The 20668-nt window shown below is 55.0% G+C and carries 14 protein-coding genes; 10 read left to right on the forward strand and 4 right to left on the reverse strand.

All coding sequences use genetic code 11. The features are described from left to right. Window positions 1-162 precede the first annotated feature (162 nt). A complete protein-coding gene (locus AC1ATL_RS09715; protein WP_476570058.1) occupies window positions 163-1110 on the reverse strand; it encodes an AraC family transcriptional regulator in 948 nt (315 codons plus the stop codon). Between the two features lie 138 nt (window positions 1111-1248). Here AC1ATL_RS09715 and AC1ATL_RS09720 point away from each other — a divergent pair, with 138 nt between their 5' ends. Next, on the forward strand, window positions 1249-2442 hold the full coding sequence (locus AC1ATL_RS09720) for an MFS transporter (RefSeq protein WP_476570059.1): 1194 nt from the start codon (window positions 1249-1251) through the stop codon (window positions 2440-2442). A 206-nt stretch (window positions 2443-2648) separates the two neighbouring features. On the opposite strand, the gene AC1ATL_RS09725 is transcribed toward AC1ATL_RS09720, so the two are convergent. Together AC1ATL_RS09725 and AC1ATL_RS09730 are read right to left on the reverse strand one after the other, a co-directional pair. Beyond that, window positions 2649-3506: a hypothetical protein gene (locus AC1ATL_RS09725; RefSeq protein ID WP_476570060.1), complete on the reverse strand. Its 858-nt coding sequence runs from the start codon at window positions 3504-3506 to the stop codon at window positions 2649-2651. Between the two features lie 234 nt (window positions 3507-3740). Next, window positions 3741-3878 carry an integrase gene (locus AC1ATL_RS09730; RefSeq protein ID WP_476570061.1) on the reverse strand — a complete coding sequence of 46 codons (138 nt, stop codon included), beginning with the start codon at window positions 3876-3878 and terminating at the stop codon, window positions 3741-3743. A 151-nt stretch (window positions 3879-4029) separates the two neighbouring features. Here AC1ATL_RS09730 and AC1ATL_RS09735 point away from each other — a divergent pair, with 151 nt between their 5' ends. The 3 genes from AC1ATL_RS09735 (at window position 4030) to ileS (ending at window position 10542) form a co-directional block, all read left to right on the forward strand. Continuing rightward, the gene (locus AC1ATL_RS09735) at window positions 4030-5109 is read left to right on the forward strand and encodes a LacI family DNA-binding transcriptional regulator (protein WP_476570062.1); all 1080 of its coding nucleotides are present in this window, start codon (window positions 4030-4032) and stop codon (window positions 5107-5109) included. Window positions 5110-5349: 240 nt separating this feature from the next. Next, entirely contained in the window at window positions 5350-6822 is a 1473-nt protein-coding gene (locus AC1ATL_RS09740; protein WP_476570063.1) for a glycoside-pentoside-hexuronide (GPH):cation symporter, read from the forward strand. Between the two features lie 405 nt (window positions 6823-7227). Next, the gene (gene ileS / locus AC1ATL_RS09745) at window positions 7228-10542 is read left to right on the forward strand and encodes a mupirocin-resistant isoleucine--tRNA ligase (protein WP_476570071.1); all 3315 of its coding nucleotides are present in this window, start codon (window positions 7228-7230) and stop codon (window positions 10540-10542) included. Window positions 10543-11085: 543 nt separating this feature from the next. On the opposite strand, the gene AC1ATL_RS09750 is transcribed toward ileS, so the two are convergent. Beyond that, complete coding sequence (locus AC1ATL_RS09750; RefSeq protein WP_476570072.1) at window positions 11086-11835, reverse strand: alpha/beta hydrolase; 750 nt, start codon at window positions 11833-11835, stop codon at window positions 11086-11088. A gap of 227 nt (window positions 11836-12062) precedes the next feature. On the opposite strand from AC1ATL_RS09750, the gene AC1ATL_RS09755 reads away from it, so the two are divergent. From AC1ATL_RS09755 to cas2, 6 genes are all read left to right on the forward strand, one after another. Beyond that, a complete protein-coding gene (locus AC1ATL_RS09755; RefSeq protein ID WP_476570064.1) occupies window positions 12063-13283 on the forward strand; it encodes a Fic family protein in 1221 nt (406 codons plus the stop codon). A gap of 294 nt (window positions 13284-13577) precedes the next feature. Then, a complete protein-coding gene (locus AC1ATL_RS09760) occupies window positions 13578-14039 on the forward strand; it encodes a hypothetical protein (RefSeq protein WP_476570065.1) in 462 nt (153 codons plus the stop codon). Continuing rightward, window positions 14027-17185, forward strand: coding sequence for a type I-G CRISPR-associated helicase/endonuclease Cas3g (gene cas3g / locus AC1ATL_RS09765; protein ID WP_476570066.1), 3159 nt, complete (start codon window positions 14027-14029; stop codon window positions 17183-17185). The genes AC1ATL_RS09760 and cas3g overlap by 13 nt, the downstream gene beginning before the upstream one ends. Then, window positions 17185-18270 (forward strand): hypothetical protein, encoded by a 1086-nt coding sequence (locus AC1ATL_RS09770; protein WP_476570067.1) that lies wholly within the window; start codon window positions 17185-17187, stop codon window positions 18268-18270. Before cas3g ends, AC1ATL_RS09770 begins: the two co-directional genes overlap by 1 nt. Before the next feature lie 14 nt (window positions 18271-18284). Beyond that, window positions 18285-19874, forward strand: coding sequence for a CRISPR-associated endonuclease Cas1 (cas1, locus tag AC1ATL_RS09775; protein WP_476570068.1), 1590 nt, complete (start codon window positions 18285-18287; stop codon window positions 19872-19874). 10 nt (window positions 19875-19884) lie between these two features. Further along, the gene (cas2, locus tag AC1ATL_RS09780) at window positions 19885-20181 is read left to right on the forward strand and encodes a CRISPR-associated endonuclease Cas2 (RefSeq protein WP_476570069.1); all 297 of its coding nucleotides are present in this window, start codon (window positions 19885-19887) and stop codon (window positions 20179-20181) included. Window positions 20182-20668 lie beyond the last annotated feature (487 nt).

The raw sequence follows: 20668 nt of genomic DNA on the forward strand, positions 1-20668 counted from the left end.
CGGTTCCGTAGGCGGTTTGAGCGTTCTGTAGGTGGTTGGTCGCGGTATCGGGGTTGGAAAAAGGCTTTATTCCGGCCGTTTCCATATTGGGTATCCGGCTTCAACCACCTACGGAAGCGAAAAACCACCTACGGAACTATTTCAGACCGTAATAGTGTCCAATTAGTGCGCGTGCCGCCACTGCTGCGGGGTGAGCCCCGTGCGCTTGCGGAACACTCGGATGAAATAGCTCGGCGAGCTGAAACCGCATGCGCTCGCCACCTCTGCCACATCCGAGGCGGTGCCGCCCAGCATATGCATCGCCTGCTCGATCCGATAATCCGTCAGATACTCGTTTGGCGTGCGATTCACATACCGGCGGAACACCTGGCAGCAGCGGCTGCGGCTTGTCGCGGCGGACGCCGCAACATCGTCCAGTGTGATGCGCTCCGGGAAATGCCGGTGAATGAACCCCGTCATGGTCAAAGCCGCCATCAGATCGCGGTTATTGCGTTGTCCGTCCACATCATGTTGCGGCCGCTCGTAGTGCTCGCCGGACTGCATGGCCTCTCTCGCCAGCTCCAACGCCGCGCCGCACAACTGAATCGCCAGACCGATCGCCTGAATCGTACTGGCCTGCGGATTGACCGGTTCGTCCGCATTCGGCACATTGAACCGAACCGTGTCGTCGATCAGCTGCAACACCCTGCGATGCGCGGCGACCCGATGGTCGAGGAACACATAATCCGGCGCATCTGGGCCGCACAGCAGTTCCGTCTCGGTGCTCGCCGGCTGCCACACCGTTTCGAACAGAGCGGGGCTCGCCACCACCGCGGGGTAACGGCATTCGCTGCGCGGGGGCGAGAAGCCGTAATGCAGGCGATTCGAATTGACGAACAGGCCGTCGCCGGTGGAAATATGGACGATTGTTCCGTTGACGAAATAATCCATCGATCCGGCAACCGCGTGCACGAATTCCAGGTCACGATGCCAATGGCAGGCCATGTTGAAATCGAAGCGGGAAAGCATGTCGTTGCGCGTGTACAGCGGCAGATCGGGTTGATTGTAGTAGATGCGCTCTGACAGGTCGGAGAACACGGCGAGAGGCTGCAATGGTTTGCGGCGCTTCATGGCTCACCTCATCAATTCGATACGATAATGCTATTTACCGGCAAGCTAATGATATCGCGAGGTATGTCGGCATATTGTGCAAAACATACGATTGGCGGTTGCAAGAGCACTGCCCACTGTCATCGGAGTAATACGAATATGCCATCTCGTCGGTTCTTCACCCTGCCGGTCATCATGCTGATCTTCCAAAGTTTCATGCTCGGCACCAGCGAATTCATCATCGTCGGAGTGCTGCCGCAGGTCGCCTCCGACATGAACGTGCCGCTCACCACCATCGGCAACCTCGTGTCCGTATTCGCGCTCGTCTATGCGCCGCTCACGCCCATCGGCGCGGCCATCGTCTCCAGATTCGAACGATTCCATGCGCTGATTGCGCTGCTCTGCGTGTTCCTCGCGGGCAACATCCTGTGCACCGTCGCCATGAACTACGCCATGCTGCTCGTGGCGCGCATCGTCACCGCATCCGTGTCCGGCGTGCTGGTCGCCGTGGCCATGACCTTCGGCCCCGACCTCGCCAGCGGGGAACTCCAGCCGAAATTCATCTCATGGGTGTTCTCTGGCTTCTCCATCGCATCCGTATTCGGCATGCCCTTGGGCACCTGGATCGCCGGATTCGCCGGATGGCGCACCTCGTTCGTCATCATCGACGTGCTCACCATCGCCATGATGATCGTCATGTTCGCCGTACTTCCGAAGCACTCCACGCCATCCAAGGTCGGCATCCTGCAGCAATTCCGGCTCTTCACCGACCGACGCATCATTCTCGGCGTACTCGCCGTGGTCTTCGGCCTCGCCTCAACCTACGTGTGGTACACCTATCTGACGCCCATGCTCACCACGGAGCTCCACATTCCCTCGGCATACGTCAGCATCGCGCTGGTGGCGTTCGGCGTATGCGCCCTATGGAGCAATCTGACCAGCGGCAAACTGGCCGCGCGAGGCACCGGCATCTGGCCGCTCGCCGGCATGGGGAAGATCTACGCGCTACAGGCGGTATGCATGGCGGCATTGCCATTGGCTGCGACCTATGCGTGGATTGGTGCGGTGCTGCTGGTGATTCTCGGCATGGCTATCTACCTGCAGAACTCGCCGTCGCAGGTGTTGTACCTGCATGTGGCCACGACACGATACCCGGGCGCGATGACGCTGGCATCCTCGCTCAACTCCACCTCATGCAACATCGGCATCGCACTCGGGTCGGCGGTAGGCGGCGTGGCCTACAACACGGTTGGTCTGAGCGGACTCGGGCCGGTCGGCGCGGTGTTCGCCCTGCTTGCCGTGCTGACGACCATCCTGCTGCGCGTGAATGATCGCCGCAGTCATAATCGGTGATTACGAGGAGTCTGTACGACAGCATTCGCTGAATTAAGCGATACTGATGTGGTCCGCAACCTATCTCATATGGTTCCGTAGGCGGTTTGAGCGCTCCGTAGGTGGTTGGTCGTGATATCGGGGTTGGAAAAAGGCTGTATTTCGGCTGTTTCCATGCCTGGTATCCGAGGGCAACCACCTACGGAAGCGAAAAACCGCCTACGGAACTATTCCAGGCCGTATCGATGATTGGCTATTGCGCGGGCGACCATGCCGAATAGTTCATTCAGCTTCTGCTTGGAGGCCAAATGCTCGCGGGTGGCGACAAAAGGCGTGAATCCAAGATCCCTCAGTCGGTTCCGCTTATCTAGGTCATACATCCAACGGCCGTGGGTGTAGTGGTAATTCCCGTCGTATTCTATGCAGACGCGGTCGTCCGGGTAGGCGATGTCCACCTTCATCGTGCCTGAACCGCGTATATGGTCGGTGATTTCATAATTGACATATGCCTCAGGCAGACCGTAGGCATCGCTTTCCAAACGCAGCACCGTCTCCTGCGGGGAATCGGTGCCTGGCCTGGAAAGAGACAGGGCCTTTCTGCATTTGATGTTCCCGACGAATCGCGGCATGCTCTGAATATAATCTGAGAGTTCATCGTGAGTGCAGACGCGCAAATCCGGATTGGCGCAAGTAAGCCAATCCATAGCTATCACCAGACTTCGTTCATCGACATAGGGCGCGATCTGGCAGACTGCCTGCATCGCGGAAACGCTTGACACCAATTCGTCGGCATGCGCCATGTCTACGCCATGCTTTGCGTAATGGAATTTCATTCCCTGGATTTTCCGCAAGTCACGTTGCCGGCACACCGAAACATGAATGAGTTCCGAACCATATCCGGGCAGGTAATTCATGGTGGCAATCATGCCATGCAACTCCAGCGCCGTGCCATGGCTTACATAGAGCGGAACCGAGGAACGAGACTTTATTCGCGCCAACATTTGCCTGCATTCGAGATGCCGCCTTGCCGCAGCCTCCCGTGCCTGTTCCAACGTGAAAAATGTATTGTGACCAAAGCTTTCCATGCGCCGACGGTATATGGAAAGTCGGCGGCCTTGCAACCGCTTCTGTGAAAAATGTGGATATGTGCATGATTTTATCCACAACATCTTTTGGAGGGACGGCCGAAGGTGTGTGTCTTTCCGTAAGACGTGAAGTTGGCATGGACGCAACGGCGTTAGCGTGTTCGTATGGCGGATCGGTTGTGCAGGGATGTGTAGGTGCTGTGGAACTGGTTGTGGCCGAGCTTCTCCATGGTGTCAGCCGCGCTTGGATCCCTGCCGGCTGATGCCGCCCTTGTGTCCGGTCGCCTTGAAAGGCAGGCCGGCATTGCCGAATCCTTTGCCCCGCATGTTCCGCAGGACAAAGGATTTTTGTTTTGCGCGCAGTTCGTTCATTCTCTCCGTGGACTGATGCGTGATTTGCGGTTTCCGCGATTGCTGTGGCTGAGTCATGGCTATAAGGATACGTTCGGTAATGTAGTATGGTGGTTTCAGTAATGCTTTTACTAAAAATTTGATGAGGCATCTATGGGAGGGTGAGTGAGCGATGGCGACCATCAAGGAGATTGCGAAACGTACGGGATTCTCGCAGGCCACGGTGTCGCGTCTGCTGAACGGTGATCCGACGCTGTCCGTGCGTGAGGAGACGCGTCGCGCAATCATCCGCGCCAGCGAGGATTTGGGATACAGTGCCCAAGCCAAGCGCATCGTCATTCCGCACGAGGTGGCGTTGCTGGATAACGAGGAGTCCGATGAGGCGTTGCGCGACTCGTATTTCGCCGATTTGCGTTCGGCGTTGGAGCGCAACGCCAAGCAGCAGCGTATGGAGCTCACCCTCTTCCACGGTCTCGACGATATGCTGGCGCAGAAAAGGAAGTTTGACGGTTTCATGGCCATCGGCGCCGGCGCTATAGCGGAACGTGACCTTGAGAAGCTGCACGAGGTCATGCCGTACGGCGTGTTCATCGACGTGAATCCCGCGCCGAATCTATTCGATTCCGTGCAGCCTGATTTGCAGCAGACCATGTACGATGCGGTCGGGGCCTGCGCGAAGGCGGGCATGACGCGTATCGGTTTCATCGGCGGCAGGGGCGCGCTGCCGAATTTCTACGAAGTCGACGAGGAAGGCCGCGCCGTCTATTTCCGGCGCGAGATGGCCCGTCGCGGCCTCGACCTGCGCGGATTGGTGTATTCCGACGGTCCGTTCACGGTGGAGAACGGACGCAGGCTGGGGGAACGTTTCATCCACGACCACAACGGTGCGTTGCCGGACGCCGTCATCGTCGCGGCCGACGTCATCGCGGTCGGCGTGCTGCAGGCGTTCAACGCGGTCGGCGTGATCGTGCCCCGCGACATCAGCGTCATCAGCATCAACAACCAGACGATCGCCCAATTGACGTCACCGCCGTTGAGCACGTTCGCAATCGACCAGAACGAGCTTGCGCGCGTCGCCATTTTCACGTTGGCTGACGCGATCGCCAGCAAGCGCGCATCCCGCCAGCATGTGTATCTGTCGACGAGGCTGGAGGTGCGGAATAGCTTCGTGCCGACGGATCCGACGAAAGACGATGGTTCGCAACGCACGGCGCGGACGGGTCGGCAATCCCGCGCAAAACGTTCCGTGTGATTTCCATAGGGGATATGGTTGAGACGACCGATGGCTGGGATGTCAACGGTCGCCTCTGTTTTTATGTGGCGGATGCGCGGTTTTGCTTGGCGGATGTGCGGTGTCGACACGCCGATGATACGCGATGCAAGTATTAAATTTTACCAAACAAAAGTAAAGGTATATACTAAACGCGTATTCGAAAATCAAATGGTGATTTCCGTTTCGCAGCTTCAAACACGACTTCTAAGGAGAAGTACGATGGCAGAATCCAGCACCACGACCGCGCCGAAGGAGACTCAACAAACGACGGAACCGGCGAGGAAGAGCGGCATGCTATCCCGTGTCGCCTACGCGTTCGGCAACGTCGGCCAGTCCGCGTTCTACAACGCGCTGAGCACCTACTTCATCGTCTATGTCACCAGCTCGTTGTTCTCCGGCGTTGACAAGGCGCTCGCCACTAAGCTTATCGGCGTCATCACCGGTCTGGTGGTGGTCATCCGCATTGCCGAGATCTTCATCGATCCGCTGCTGGGCAACATCGTCGACAACACCAACACCAAGTGGGGCCGCTTCAAACCGTGGCAGCTCATTGGCGGCACCGTTTCCGCCGTGCTGCTCGTGCTGGTCTACACCGGCCTGTTCGGCCTGGTAAACGTCAACACCACGCTGTTCATCGTGCTGTTCGTCATCACCTTCATCGTGCTCGACGTGTTCTACTCTCTGCGCGACATCTCCTATTGGGGTATGATTCCGGCGCTGTCCTCTGATTCCCATGAGCGCTCCACCTATACCGCACTCGGTTCCTTCGGCGGCTCCATTGGCTACAACGGCCTGACCATCGTGGTCATTCCGATCGTCACCTATTTCAGCTACGTCTTCACCGGCAAGCACCAGGAGAGCCAGAGCGGCTGGACCTGCTTCGCCATCATCGTGGCCATCCTCGGCGTCCTCACCGTGTGCTCCGTCGCGTTCGGCACCAAGGAAAGCACCAGCACCCTGCGTACCAAGGCCGAGGATAATGGCGGTCCGCTCGCCGCGTTCAAGGCCCTCGCCCAGAACGACCAGCTGCTGTGGGTGGCCCTGTCCTACCTGCTGTACGCCATCGCCAACGTGGCCACCACCGGCGTGCTCATGTATTTGTTCAAGTTCATCCTGGACAACTCCGCAGCCTATTCCATCGTCGGTGTCGTCTCCGTCGTCGCTGGCATCGTCATGGCTCCGCTGTATCCGATTCTGAACAGGCGCATTCCGCGTCGCTATCTGTATCTTGGCGGCATGGTGCTTATGGTCATCGGCTATTTGCTGTTCATCGTCAACCCCACCAGCCTGCCGGTCGTCACCGTCGGCCTCGTCTTTTTCTATCTGCCGCAGACCTTCATCCAGATGACGGCCATTCTTTCCCTGACCGACTCCATCGAATACGGCCAGCTGAAGAACGGCAAGCGCAACGAGGCCGTCACTCTGTCCGTCCGCCCGATGCTTGACAAGATCGCGGGCGCATGCTCCAACGGCATCGTCGGAGCCGTGGCCATCGCCGCAGGCATGATCGGCAACGCCACCGCCGCCGACATGACCGCCGCGAACATCCGCACCTTCGAGATCTGCGCCTTCTACGTGCCGCTCGCCATCATTATTCTGAGCGCGGTCGTATTCCTGTTCAAGGTGAAGATCACCGAGAAGATGCATGACGATATCGTCAAGCAGCTTGAGGCGCAGCTGAACGAAGGCTGATTCGTCGCCGACCGCGATCGTCTTCGGCTGATTCATGGTCGGCCTGTCGATCGTATTGCGATTACGAAAGCCGCATGGTGGACGCCGTGCGGCTTTTCGCGTTTCTACGTTCGTACGGCGTGCTAGGCTGACATTTTGAAACGAAAAGCGATGATCCGTCATCAGCGGGGAGCTTCCGGAAGAACGGCTGGCGCTTTTGGGCGCGGCTTAGTAGAACCGGCGGGGTCGGCCCGAACAGCCGAACGTCAAGCGGTCGTATGGAACCTGCGCAGGAGGACAACCTGCGTGAGAACAACAGGGGAGTGCGGCAAGCGAGGTGGTACCGCGGTGCCGGACGTGCGTGATCGTACGGAAGTCATCGTCCTCGTAAGGTAAGTAATGAAACCGCCAAACGAGGAGCATACGGTGAGCGAATCCACCAATCATGTGTATCCGAAGGCTGCTGCCGGCGAGCAGAGCGCCAACGTCGCGCCGAACCCCAGCTTCCCCAAGCTGGAGGAGTCCGTGCTTGACTACTGGGACAAGGACGACACCTTCAGGAAGTCCATCGACCGTCGTCCGTCCGGCGATCACAGCCAGAACGAATTCGTGTTCTTCGACGGTCCGCCGTTCGCCAACGGCCTGCCGCACTACGGTCACCTGCTGACCGGCTACGCCAAGGACGTCATCCCGCGCTACCAGACCATGAAAGGCCACAAGGTCAATCGTGTGTTCGGCTGGGATACCCACGGTCTGCCGGCGGAGCTTGAGGCGCAGAAGGAACTGGGCATCGATTCCGTCGATCAGGTCAAGGAAATGGGCATCGACAAGTTCAACGACGCCTGCCGTGCCTCCGTGCTCAAGTACACCAACGAGTGGAAGGATTACGTCCACCGTCAGGCCCGTTGGGTCGATTTCGAGCATGGCTACAAGACCCTGAACATTCCATACATGGAATCCGTGATGTGGGCGTTCAAGCAGCTGTACGACAAGGGCCTGGCATACCAGGGCTACCGCGTGCTGCCGTACTGCCCGAAGGACCAGACCCCGTTGAGCGCGCACGAGCTGCGCATGGATGCGGACGTGTACCAGGATCGTCAGGACACCACCGTATCCGTGGCCGTGAAACTGCGTGACGAGGAGGACGCCTACGCCGTCTTCTGGACCACCACGCCGTGGACCGTCCCGACCAACTTCGCCATCGTGGTCGGCGCCGACATCGATTACGTTGAGGTGCGCCCGACCGAAGGCAAGTTCGCCGGCAAGAAGTTCTACCTCGGCAAGCCGCTGCTCGGCTCCTACGAGAAGGAACTCGGCGAGAACTACGAGATCGTGCGCGAGCTCAAGGGCTCCGAGATGGAAGGCTGGCGCTACTATCCGGTCTTCCCGTACTTCGCCGGCGACAAGAACGCCACCGAGGGTGAGGTGCCGGGGCCGGAAGGCTACCAGATCTTCACCGCCGACTATGTCGACACCGTCGAAGGTACCGGCCTGGTCCATCAGGCTCCTTACGGCGAGGACGATATGAACACGCTCAATGCCAAGGGCATCAAGAGCGTGGATGTGCTCGACGCGGGCTGCAAGTTCACTTCGCTGTGCCCGGATTACGAGGGCATGTACGTGTTCGACGCGAACAAGCCGATCCTGCGCAACTTGCGTGCAGGCGACGGTCCGCTGGCCCGCATCCCCGAAGAGCAGCGCGCCATCCTCTTCCAGGAGAAGAGCTACGTGCACTCCTACCCGCACTGCTGGCGCTGCGCCACCCCGCTGATCTACAAGCCGGTGAGCTCCTGGTTCGTGGCCGTGACCAAGATCAAGGACCGCCTGCTCGAACTCAACCAGCAGATCAACTGGATCCCGGGCAACGTGAAGAACGGCCAGTTCGGCAAGTGGCTGGAGAACGCACGCGACTGGTCCATCTCCCGCAACCGCTTCTGGGGTTCCCCGATCCCGGTGTGGGTTTCGGACGATCCGAAGTACCCGCGCGTGGACGTGTACGGTTCGCTGGACGAGCTCAAGGCCGACTTCGGCGACTACCCGCGCGACAAGGACGGCAACATCAACATGCACCGTCCGTACATCGACGAGCTGACCCGCGTCAACCCGGACGATCCGACCGGCAAGAGCCACATGCACCGCATCAGCGACGTGATGGACTGCTGGTTCGAATCCGGCTCCATGAGCTTCGCCCAGTACCATTACCCGTTCGAGAACAAGGAAACCTTCGAACAGCACTTCCCGTGCGACTACATCGTGGAATACATCGGCCAGACCCGTGGCTGGTTCTACGTGCTGCACATCATGGCCACCGCCCTGTTCGACAGGCCGGCGTTCAAGAACGTGATTTGCCACGGCATCGTGCTCGGCTCCGACGGCCAGAAGATGTCGAAGCACCTGCGCAACTACCCGGACGTGAACGGCGTGTTCAACGACTTCGGTTCCGACGCCATGCGTTGGTTCCTCATGAGCTCGCCGATCCTGCGCGGCGGCAACCTGATCGTGACCGCCGACGGCATCCGCGACACCGTGCGCCAGGTGATGCTGCCGGTGTGGAGCTCCTACTACTTCTTCACCCTGTACGCGAACGCGGCCGGGTATGACGCACGCAAGCTTCACGCTGACGAAGTGGCGGGTCTGCCGGAAATGGACCGCTACCTGCTGGCCCGTCTGCGCCGCCTGGTGGAGAAGACCCAGCATGCGCTGGACAACTTCTACATCTCCGACGCATGCGATGCGGCAAGCGACTTCATCGACGTGCTGACCAACTGGTATATCCGCAACAACCGCGAGCGTTTCGGCGCTGGCGACAAGAATGCGTTCAACACGCTGTACACCGTGCTGGAAACCTTCATGCGCGTGCTGGCTCCGCTGGCCCCGATGGAAGCCGAAGCCGTGTGGCGCGGCCTGACCGGCGGCGAATCCGTGCATCTGGCCGATTGGCCGTTCCTCGCCGATGAGAAGACCGGCGAGACCACCGAACTGGGTGCCGTGCTGCAGGACGACGCCAAGCTGGTGGACGCGATGGAGAAGGTGCGCGAGGTCGTGTCCGGCACGCTGTCGATGCGTAAGGCCAAGCAGATTCGAGTGCGCCAGCCGCTCGCCAAGCTGACCGTGGTGGTCGAGAATCCGGATGCGGTCGCCGCATACAGCGACGTGCTGAAGGGCGAGCTCAACGTGAAGGACATCGAGTTCTGCACGCTGGAGGACGCCGGCTCCCAGGGCCTGAAGATCGTGAACGAGCTGCGCGTGAACGCGCGTGTGGCCGGCAAGCGTCTGCGTAAGGACGTGCAGTTCGCCATCAAGGCTTCCAAGAGCGGTGCCTGGCATGTGGATGCCGCCGGTGTGCCGGTGTGCGAGACCCCGAACGGCGAGATCGCGCTTGAGGAAGGCGAATACGAGCTGATCAACCGTGTGGAGGAGAAGGACGCGCAGGAGGCCGCGAACTCCGTGTCCGCCGCACTGCCAACCGGTGGTTTCGTGATTCTCGACACCGAGCTGAACGACGATCTGCTGGCCGAAGGCTACGCCCGCGACGCGATTCGCGCCGTGCAGGAAGCTCGTAAGGCCGCCGGCCTGGAGATCTCCGACCGTATCACGCTGAAGCTGACCGTTCCGGCCGGCGACGTGGCGAAGATCGAACAGTTCAAGGATCTGGTGGCGCATGACACCTCCGCCGACAGCGTGAGCGTGGAAACCGGTGCCGAAGGTGCCGAGCTGGCCGTGGAAGTCGTCAAGGCCTGAGCTGGGCCAAGGCTTGAACCGGTGTTCTGTGAAGTTTGCGAAGTCCGTTAGGCTCGCAAACTCCACGGAACCCAATCAGCTTGCGATTGTTCCAAGCTGCGGCTAGAGTAATCTTTTGGCTTTCGAGTCGCCGCGGCAGCGTCCATCGCGGCTCGAGCCGCGCAAGACTTGATTTGTGTCCGCGTGCGTGACCGCGTTGTTCAATGCGGCCGAAGCGTGCGGAAGCAGATCGTTAAGCGAATGGTTCTCAGTACCATCCATGTGAGTCAAGCACACATTCTTGAGAAGCAGTCGCGTTGCCGGACGGCTGGATTTGATGGGCATGCCCCAATGCGGGCAGGCCGCCGAGAATCCGCCGTCCGGCTTTTTCTTTTGTTGGCGAGCCGGTGCGGCTATGCGTCGAGCGGCGCCGGGCCATGCGTGGGTGCGTTGCCTTTTTTTTCTGGCCGTGCGCGCCATGAATCATCGTCTGGATCCCATCGCCATCAAGGTAGAAAATGTAAAGTAGAAATGGTAAGAAATGTCAAATAGGCACGCCAAAATCTAGTATTTAAGCCAATTCCGCAAATCGATGATTTCCTGGTCGCATACGGCGTGAGCCATGCCGGGATATTCGAAAACCGTGCAGTTGCCCGTTGCCGTAAGCTTCGTCCGCGCACACTGCTGATCGGCGACGGGAATCGTACGATCATCAGTGCCGTAGCACAATGCGAAACGAGTACGGCCCGCAACCGGCATGCTGGCAGTCTCGCCTTTAAACGACGGACTTAATAAAATCGCGGCATCGAACACGTCGGGATGCTCCGCAACCATACGATACGACAGATAGCCACCCTGCGAAAACCCAATCAACACCTTACGAAACTGCCTGAAAGTCGGAGAAGCTAGCAGTTGTACAACGCTATTGCCGATCTCGGTGCACGCGCGGCGGCGCTCGCCGAACGAGCACCCGTCCGGATACCAGTAATGTCCGCCGATGTACGGGCGTGCATGTGGCGCGCGGAACGAAAGATAGTTGGGGCGGCGAGTAGTGGGGGAATGGGTGATGCCGGCAATGGTGTGATTGGTGATACTGGCGGCTGTGGTGTGACCGGCGATGCAAGCGGCTGTGTTGTTGTCGTCGGAAGCGCCGGTATCGTAGCAATCGCCGCTATGATGATCGGCGCTGCAAATCGCGTTGATGATGCGAACCATCTCGGACTCGTCGTTGCCATAGCCATGAAACCCAAGAAACAGCAGGTTGTCGGAATGTGCGGCACTCTCGTCAAAATCGATATTTCCCGTAATGCCCAGCTGCATGGCGCTCTCCTTTGTTCCTGTTTCCGTTGCTCTTGTATATGCCATTATCGTTTGCGGGTGGGATTCGGCAATGCTCATAAAAGCAAGTGGGACTTTCGAACTTATTGGACCTTATCCGTGACCGACATCATCGCTTAGCTACACTTAATCAGATAAGTGTAGCTAAAAATAATGTAAGCTACATTTAAACGGATAAGTGTAGCTAAGTAGGAACGGGAACCATGGATAACAACGAGTCTCTTGTCATTCCCTCGCTTGGAAAAGAACGGCATATCTGGCATATTCCGGAGGATGCTCCCGTTTCGCGGTCGCGTCGTTCGCGTGGCAATGGCGAATATGAGTCGACCGTACCAATCGAACTTGCGGGACTGAATCTTGTTTTTCCCTCCGAGTTGCTTGCGGATTGTGAAGAGGCGTCATGCGCGTTGGCGTCCTTTGATTCCTATGCTGCTGCGAAACTTGGTGAGGGCAATCATGTGCTCGGCCCGATGAGTGCGGTGTTGCTGCGTACGGAAGCGTCATCGTCCTCGCAGATAGAGAATCTGACGGTTGGGGCGAAAAATCTTGCTTTAGAAACGATTGATGAGGGAACGAGTGACAACGCCGCGGTCGTGGTTGGCAATGTGCGTGCCATGGAGGCTGCGTTGAGGCTTGGCAATAATATGACGGAAAGCAACATTCTCGCCATGCATGAGGCTTTGCTTTCCTCACAGCGTGGTTGGGAGGAATACGCGGGTGCCTATCGTACGAACCTGGTGTGGGTCGGAACCGACAGCTATTCGCCGCGTGGGGCCGCGCATGTTGGCCCGCAGCCCGAGCTGATTGCCGGTGCGATGAAAGATTTGATTGAATTCATCAAGCGTGACGATCTGCCGGTGGTGGCGCAATGTGCGATTGCGCACGCGCAGTTCGAAACCATTCATCCGTTCGTGGATGGCAATGGGCGTTGTGGGCGCGCGTTGGTGCATGCGATTCTCCGTAATAAAGGGTTGTCCTGCAATACCACGCCTCCTGTTTCCGCTGGTTTGTTGCATGATACGGAGAGCTATTTCGAGGCGTTGACACTCTTCCGGGAAGGCGATGCCGCACCGATTATCGGACAATTCGCACAGGCATGCCGATTCGCTGCGACAAGCGGCAGGAAGCTTATCGACGATTTGTGCGAACAGTTGGACGAAGCTCGTTCGCTTTTGCAAGGTGTACGTTCCGATGCCGCCGTGTGGCGGGTGTTGCCGAATCTGATTGCGCAGCCGATCATCAACACGAAATATCTGCAGAAAGCAGTGGGATTGTCGAAACCACAAGCGGAGCGTGCGATTAAGACCTTGAGCGAACGTGGTGTTGTGGTAGCGCGCACGGGAAGGCAGCGCAGCGTCGTGTATGAGCATCGCGGCATTCTCGACGTGCTTGACGATTATGCGGCCGGGCTAAGGAGAGGGTGATAAGAGCCAAACGGCTCCTATTATTCTTCGTATAAATTCATCGATGGTGGATCAGCTTTTCAGGACCGGTTTTATTATAAAAGCTATATTATATTTATTGTTTTTTTGCCATGCGATATGCCGAAAGCCGATATTCAGAAATTGCGTGATGTCTGCGCGTGTGTTAAAGGCAAGACTTTGTACTATTCACCGGACAAGCCAGCTTTGCGGTTCGGAGATACTACGGTAGTTGATGCTGAACGACTATGGAAGCCTGCACCTGAGGGAATGTGCCGATATTGGACAATTCGACCTATGGCCATTGCTGAGACGCGTCCTATCCCTGATCCGAAACGGAAACGTAAGTGGGGTGTTTATGAAGCCCTCTGCTTGGCTTTGGGACATGTGTGGCGCGATGACTATGCGTCTAAAACCTGTAGCGGACAGCGGCCTAAGATGAGTCGAGAAGAGCGCTATTGGAATCTTGTAGATGCTGTAAGGACAGAAACATCCAATTTCCGTATTTTCAGCAGTCGCGCTGTGCATCGTGTCAATATGACCGACTATGCGCATCATGCGGATTCCTCCAATGTTTTGCATGGTATGCAAGCATTGATTGCGATTTCAGATGGTGCGGATTCGCTGGATTGCGCAGCAATGGCGATTGGGCAAAGCCGTCATCTGGGTGGTGGATTCCTGGTGCCGGTGGATTTTTGCTTGAGCGCGCTTCGGCCGGATGAGAATTTTGGAAAAGGGGTTCCGACATGGCTGAAATGAGTTTGGAACAGCAGCAATATCTTGTTGCAAGATTCGAAGAATTTGTTGCTGCTGTTCATCCAACCGGAGACGGTCAACCGGTACGTAAGCCTTACCAATGGCAGATTAGGTTGATGCTATATGTCGCTGGACATGGGTTTTGGCCGCAAGGTATTGGAGCTCCAACCGCATCAGGCAAGACTTGCGTGATCGACATCCATGTTTTTCTTAACGCTATGGCAGGGCTTGCCGCTACCGAGAACGAGTCTGGTTCCCGAGTGCTTGCTGGTTTGCCTTTACAGCGTGTTCCGCGTCGTTTGGTGTTGACTGTGAATCGTCGTTCGTTGGTCGATGATCAGTTCGATGAAGCAAACGAATTGCAGAAGCGAATGCAGGCCGAAGCCAGCGAGGATGATGAGCTTGCCATATATCGTAAAGGTCTGGATCTGCGTTCTGCTATCAACGATGGGATTGAGCAAGAGTCTCCAAGTCCACGAATGATTGCGGTTGAACTTCGTGGCGGTATTAGTCCTGATCGTGAATGGCGTTATTATCCGCAAACTTGTGCGATAATCTGCGCGACGCCGGACATGTTTGGTAGTCGTCTGTTGTTCCGTGGCTATGGCACTAGCCGTACCATGCGTTCCATGGAAGCGGGATTGCTTGCCTATGACACGGTATTGATTGTCGATGAGGCTCATTTAAGCAGACAATTGCTGAAGACGGCTCGTCAAGTAGCTCGTATTGAAAACATGGCTGAGAATCCTCTCGCCAAACGCATTGCTTCTCTGCAGGTTGTTGAGACTACCGCAACTCCTGCATCTGATGATGCACATAACATGGTTTCCGTTGAAGAATCGGATTTTGACATCGATTCTGCATTAAAGCAGCGTCTGTGCACTCCCAAATTCGTATTTGCCCGCCTCGATTTCGAGAAATCCAAGGACGAAATAGACGCGATTGTATCGAAATGCGTTGAACTGATTCATGACAATGAGCAGGCTGATCAGCTAAGCGATTCTGACCCGCATGTTCTTGGATGTGTTATCAATACCCTTGACAAGGGCAAGGCGGTCGCTAAAGCACTTGCCAAGCAGTGTAAGAAAGAGGGAATCCAGCGTCCTATTGATGTATATGTTGGTCCGATGCGTGCCTACGATAAGGGCAAGGTAGCCGAAAAGCTTCGGAATCTGCCCTCGATGAATCCGCAGGATGCACCTTGCTGCATTATTGGCACGCAGACTTTGGAAGTCGGCATCGATGTCGATTTTGCAAATATGGTGACTGAAATCGCTCCAGGCTCTGCATTAGTCCAGCGTGCGGGACGCGTAAACCGTCGTGGCATAAGGGCCGAAGGGTCTGTATATGTATTCGGCCTTGACCTGCAACAGTTCAGTGAGAAAAAACAGGCGCAAGAGGTCGCTCCATACATGCCGGAGGATATAGATGCGGCGCAGAAGTGGTTGAATTCTCTGAACAGGGAAGAAGCTGATAGTGCTGATATCAGCGCCTGGTCCTTGAATATGAGCCATTCTCCGATTCCAGGAGAGCAGTCGGGCAGACTGTTGTTCCAACGTCTGGAACCATGGGATGTTGAAAATTTGTCGGTCACTGATGAAGATTTGTGTGCTGATATTACTGTGAATGGTCTGCAGCAGGGGCATTCGGATTTGAATCTCTGGTTGCGTGATAATCTTGGCTCTGAAAATCACGAAATTAACGTTGCGGTTCGTCATCTGCCTTGGGATGAAGCTCTGGCTTGTAAATTGTTGGAAGTGACGCAACCGGAAAATGATGAGTTGTTCCCCGTCAGAAGATGGCATGGAATTGAGAGACTCTTTAAAGAGCTAACTGATAAAAGCGTTAAGGCTGAAGTCGTTTTTGATGAAGAAACGGATTCTGGCAAGAGTATTGCCCATACCGTCGAATTCGACCATAGGGTGTTCCGATACCGCGCTTCGGATCCCGAAGGGCATCGTGTTGTTTGTTTGCATAATGCCAATCAGGGAATCGTGCAGTCGGGTGATGTGCTTATCTTTGACGACTATGAGAAGGTCTTCTCCAGATTCGCCGGGGAAGCTGCCATATTCGATGTAAAGGGATCTGAAACGGCAGTCGATGTATTCAATCGGTGTGGCTCTTCCACCTTGATTACGGATTCCAGTGTTTCGCGTAAGCGCAATGGAACAGAGATTGACGAAGCGTTCCAGTGTATTCGGGAAGGCGAAGAAGAAAATCTGCGTGAAAAAGGAGAGGAGCTTTCCGCGTCTGCTGAAGAGGATATGCAAAAAGCGCTTTGTCTGCTTCGTACGGCAACGACTGGTAATTCCCCTGAATGCGGGAGAGATGAGGAATATTCGTTGATTTTACCGATTTACGAAGATTCCAAAATCAATTACGTCGATGTCAAGGGCAATGTGATTCATCGCAATGTCCAATGGATTGTGAGCAGTGCTTCCGAAAATACGCAGGACTCCGAATCCGATCAGGAAATCTTGACGTCAGGAAAGAAGAAAACTCTGTTCTTGGGAGGACTGAATAGTTCTGACGGGTCTCGTCGTAAGGAAGGACATCAGGATCATGTCGCCTGCCGTGCCCAAGCACTTGGCGCTCTTGTCGGGCTGGATTCCACGATGGCAGAAGACCTGCGCATTGCCGGCGAATACCATGATGAAGGCAAGAAAGATGAGCGTTTCCAGAAGCTGCTTCGTAACGGTCGGGAGACAAAGGACAAGGAGCTTCGAGCCAAAAGCCGATTCCGGATGTCTCGTTCTCGGGAACGCGAGCTCCGCAATACATATGAGCTTCATGATTGGCGTCACGAACAACGCTCTGTTGCGGAATTCCAATATGCCTGTGAGAGCTGCAATCAGTTGAAAAACATGAATGAGACTGACAAACAGTTTATTAAACGTCTTATCGGTACGTCACATGGTCATGGCCGTGCGGCATTCAGACATGAAACGGCGTATTTGCTTCCCCAGGAGAAGTTTGACTTTCTCAATGTAAGCCCGGAATTGGAAGAAATCTCGAAACGTCTATTCGATTCTGGAGAGTGGGAGACCCTTATTGATCAAACCAATCAGCGGTATGGTTTTTGGGGTATTTCCTATCTGGAAGCGCTATTGCGTGCGGCTGATATTACATGTTCAAAGGAGGGATTGTGATGAGTGTCATTATTCCCGCAGATGCAACCGATGCGTTTTCTCACCTGTTCATGGTAGGTCTTGCTTCGATTCTTGAGGATGCCGATGCTGAAAGGGTATGCGCTTTCCGTTGGAAGGACACGTTGCAGGCGTTTGAGCTGAAGACCAATGATGATCTGGATATCGGTCAGATAGCTGAAGTCGTTCACGCCCACGCGAAGCGGTGGTCGCAGTCGTTGCCGTTAACTTCTGAGAACGATTATACGGTTGATGATGAAAACGCTAAGCCGAGTAAGACACTTCATGCAACCATGTCCCCAAGACTGAGCAATCTGGGTATTCCCCTTGGATGGGAAAAACTGCAGAAAGACAGGGAAGCTGCAGTTGATGCCATGCAAACTGCAGGTGATTACCGTTATTTCGGTGCTCTTGGGCAGCCCTCGTACTGGTCGGGGAAAAAGAATAAAGACGAACTGCAATCTGATTATGGCGCCTCTCGTTGGGAAATGGTGACACGTAATCAGGGAAAGGAGTTTGTCCGAGATCGCTTGCTTCCGTTGTCGCGGATAGTTGCGGCGAGATCCGTTGATGAGGTTTGTGACGGATTACTCGGCGCAAAAGTTGAAGATGAAGCGGGTAAGAATAAGCCGACAAGTCGTACAGCAACAGGCTTGCATGCTCCGTCGAAAACTGATAATGCATGCGCGTGGTGCGCTCTGATTGGTGTTTCGGTTTTCCCGACTCGTGTTTCAACTGCAGGATCCAGCTCTTCAACTGGAGCTAATTTTTTCCGAGACAGCAGCGCGGCCTTATTCCAACTTAAAGGGCCGATCCGCTTTGCAATTCTACCTTTGTTTGATCAATACTGGACAACTGCGAAATATCGTTCCGTTGTTCGTAGCGGTGCGCTTGCGGAATTTGGCATCCAGCACGTTCGACTTGTTGATGCACAATCACGATTGGCAAGTGCATCAACTGACTGGCTTGAAGAAAAGGGCGTTTTGGCATGTTGTCTTTTCAACCAGTTCATGTCAGATAACGCAAGTGCTCCGGAACGATGGTTAGAACCTGGCGCAATCATTCCGATAAAAGAGGCAGAAGATTAGGCACGGAGGAAATCATGGACGATGACCCCATTCCGATTAGTCTGGTTGCCAATTACATGTTCTGTCCACGTAGAGCATGGCTTGAAGCAGCTGGTGAAAAAGTTGATTCGGATCAGATTATGAGGGGAACATACGATCATCGCAAAGTTGATCGCACCGGTGGGGCTTCTGATGCTGATTCGTATCAGGCCGTAAATATCAGGCATGAGGAATGGGGTGTTATCGGCAAACTCGATGCAGCGAAAATGACGGATGAGGGCATTGTCATCCGTGAATATAAAGCGACACCGATAAAGCGGGCGATGATTGTCACCGAAGCGATGCGGACACAACTCGCCTTGCAGGCCGCTTGTCTGGAAGATATGGGTTTTCGTGTGGCGGGAACGGAGATTTTCTTCACAACGCATCATAGACGAGTTGATGTCGAACTGGACGAAGAGGATTTTGAGAATGCCCACAAAGCCGTGGAGGAAACACGTGCGCTGATCAATGCGGATCATGCGCCAGATCCATTGGAGGATAGCGCCAGATGCATGCGTTGCTCGCATGTGGGAATTTGCCTACCTGAAGAGCGAAAGTTATGTGCAGTGACGCACCGTGTGATGGTTTCATCACCAGATAATCAGGTGACTCATATCGCGACTCCTGGAGCGAAGGCGTTTACCAGAGCCGGCAGAATGATTGTTCAGAAAAATGGTGAGGAACTAGCTTCCATCCCGATAGATACCATGCAAGGATTGCAAGTCTACGGCAATACAGATCTGTCAAGTGGTCTGATTCGCGAATTGATGTGGCGTGACATCCCTATTGTCTGGTGCAGCGGAGCGGGACGCATGTATGGATGGTCTGTGCCATCATATGGACCGAATGGTGAGCAACGTATTGATCAGCATGTAGCTTCGCATGAGGGAAGGCTCGGCCTTGCCCGTGAGTTCATTACAGCCAAAATTCACAATCAGATGGTTTTGCTGCGTCGTTCCGAATCGGATAATCCTGTATTGCCGCAGTTGAGAAAAATCGAAAAGCAGGTGGCCAATGCCAATAGGTGGCAGGATGTCCTTGGGTTGGAAGGGGAATCGGCGGCACTGTACTTTTCGCAATTCGAACATTTGATTAAGCCGGACAGACAAATGGAATGGCCTTGGATTGCGCGTATGAGAAGGCCGGCGCCGGATGCTCTTAATGCATTGTTGGATTTCACCTATACGTTATTGCTGGCGGATTGCGTCAGAGGGCTTATCTCCTGCGGTCTTGATCCGCATGCCGGTTTTCTGCATAGCGGTAAACGTAACAAGCCTGCACTGGCATTGGATCTTATGGAGGAATTCAGAGCTCCTGTTGCGGACTCTGTAGTGCAGACAGTGATTAATAACGGCGAGATCAATGCACGAGGTTTTACTGATGTGCTTGGTTCTGTACGTATGACAGATGATACGCGCAAAGCAGTCATAAAAGCATATGAGCGAAGAATGGCCACTGAAATCATCCATCCGATATTCAAATACAAGGCATCTTGGCGTCGGACTGTTGAGATTCAGGCTCGAATGATTTTGGGATATCTTGACGGAAGCCAGAAAGAATATCGAGGCATCAGAATTCGTTAGGAGAATGAGCATGAGTGATCAGAGACGTGGGTATTTGGTTGCATATGACATCAACGATGATTGCCGGCGGAACCACGTGTCAAAAATACTTCAGCACTATGGGGAACGGCTTCAATACAGCGTTTTCCTATTGCGAATTCGCCCGTCGAAATTACTTGATGTTCGCATGCAGATTGAAGGAGAGATTGACTCTGAATCCGATTCTGTGGTGTTTTGTGCATTGGGTACGCTTGCGCAGACGGAAGAAGGGCTGGATTTTCTAGGCCGACGCGGCTATACGGATCTGGAAATTCCGTCGGTTATCTAATTTTGGGCTTTTAAATATGGCCAAGCTGTTTGACAATTGAATAGTGTTCTATCTGTTTGCCATATTTGCGAGAGGTGAATCATCGTGCCGACACGCGATGAGCGCTCGCAATGCAAAATCATTGCGATGTGTCATTTATATGTGACTGAATTGGTCCCTGTAGAATGATCCTTGTGATGAGCGCTCGCAAAAGTTCTTGGAATGCGTGTCATTGCAAGGATTTAAACTAAGACCGTTTCCTGAGCTTCTCAGCTCAGGCTTCGTTGAGGACATTTGAAACTGATGCGACTTCAACGTTATTCGAAGTTTCCTGAGCTTCTCAGCTCAGGCTTCGTTGAGGAATACGAGAGGTTTTACTAGGAGCTTTGAACCGCACCCCGATTGTTGGACTGAAGAAATTCAGATTCAATGATCGGAGGTGCGGTTCTTTCGTATGCGCGAGGATCGAAGGAAACACTACGACGACGGGTTCCGGCGCGAGGCACTG

This window comes from Bifidobacterium sp. LH_743, from assembly GCF_056355775.1.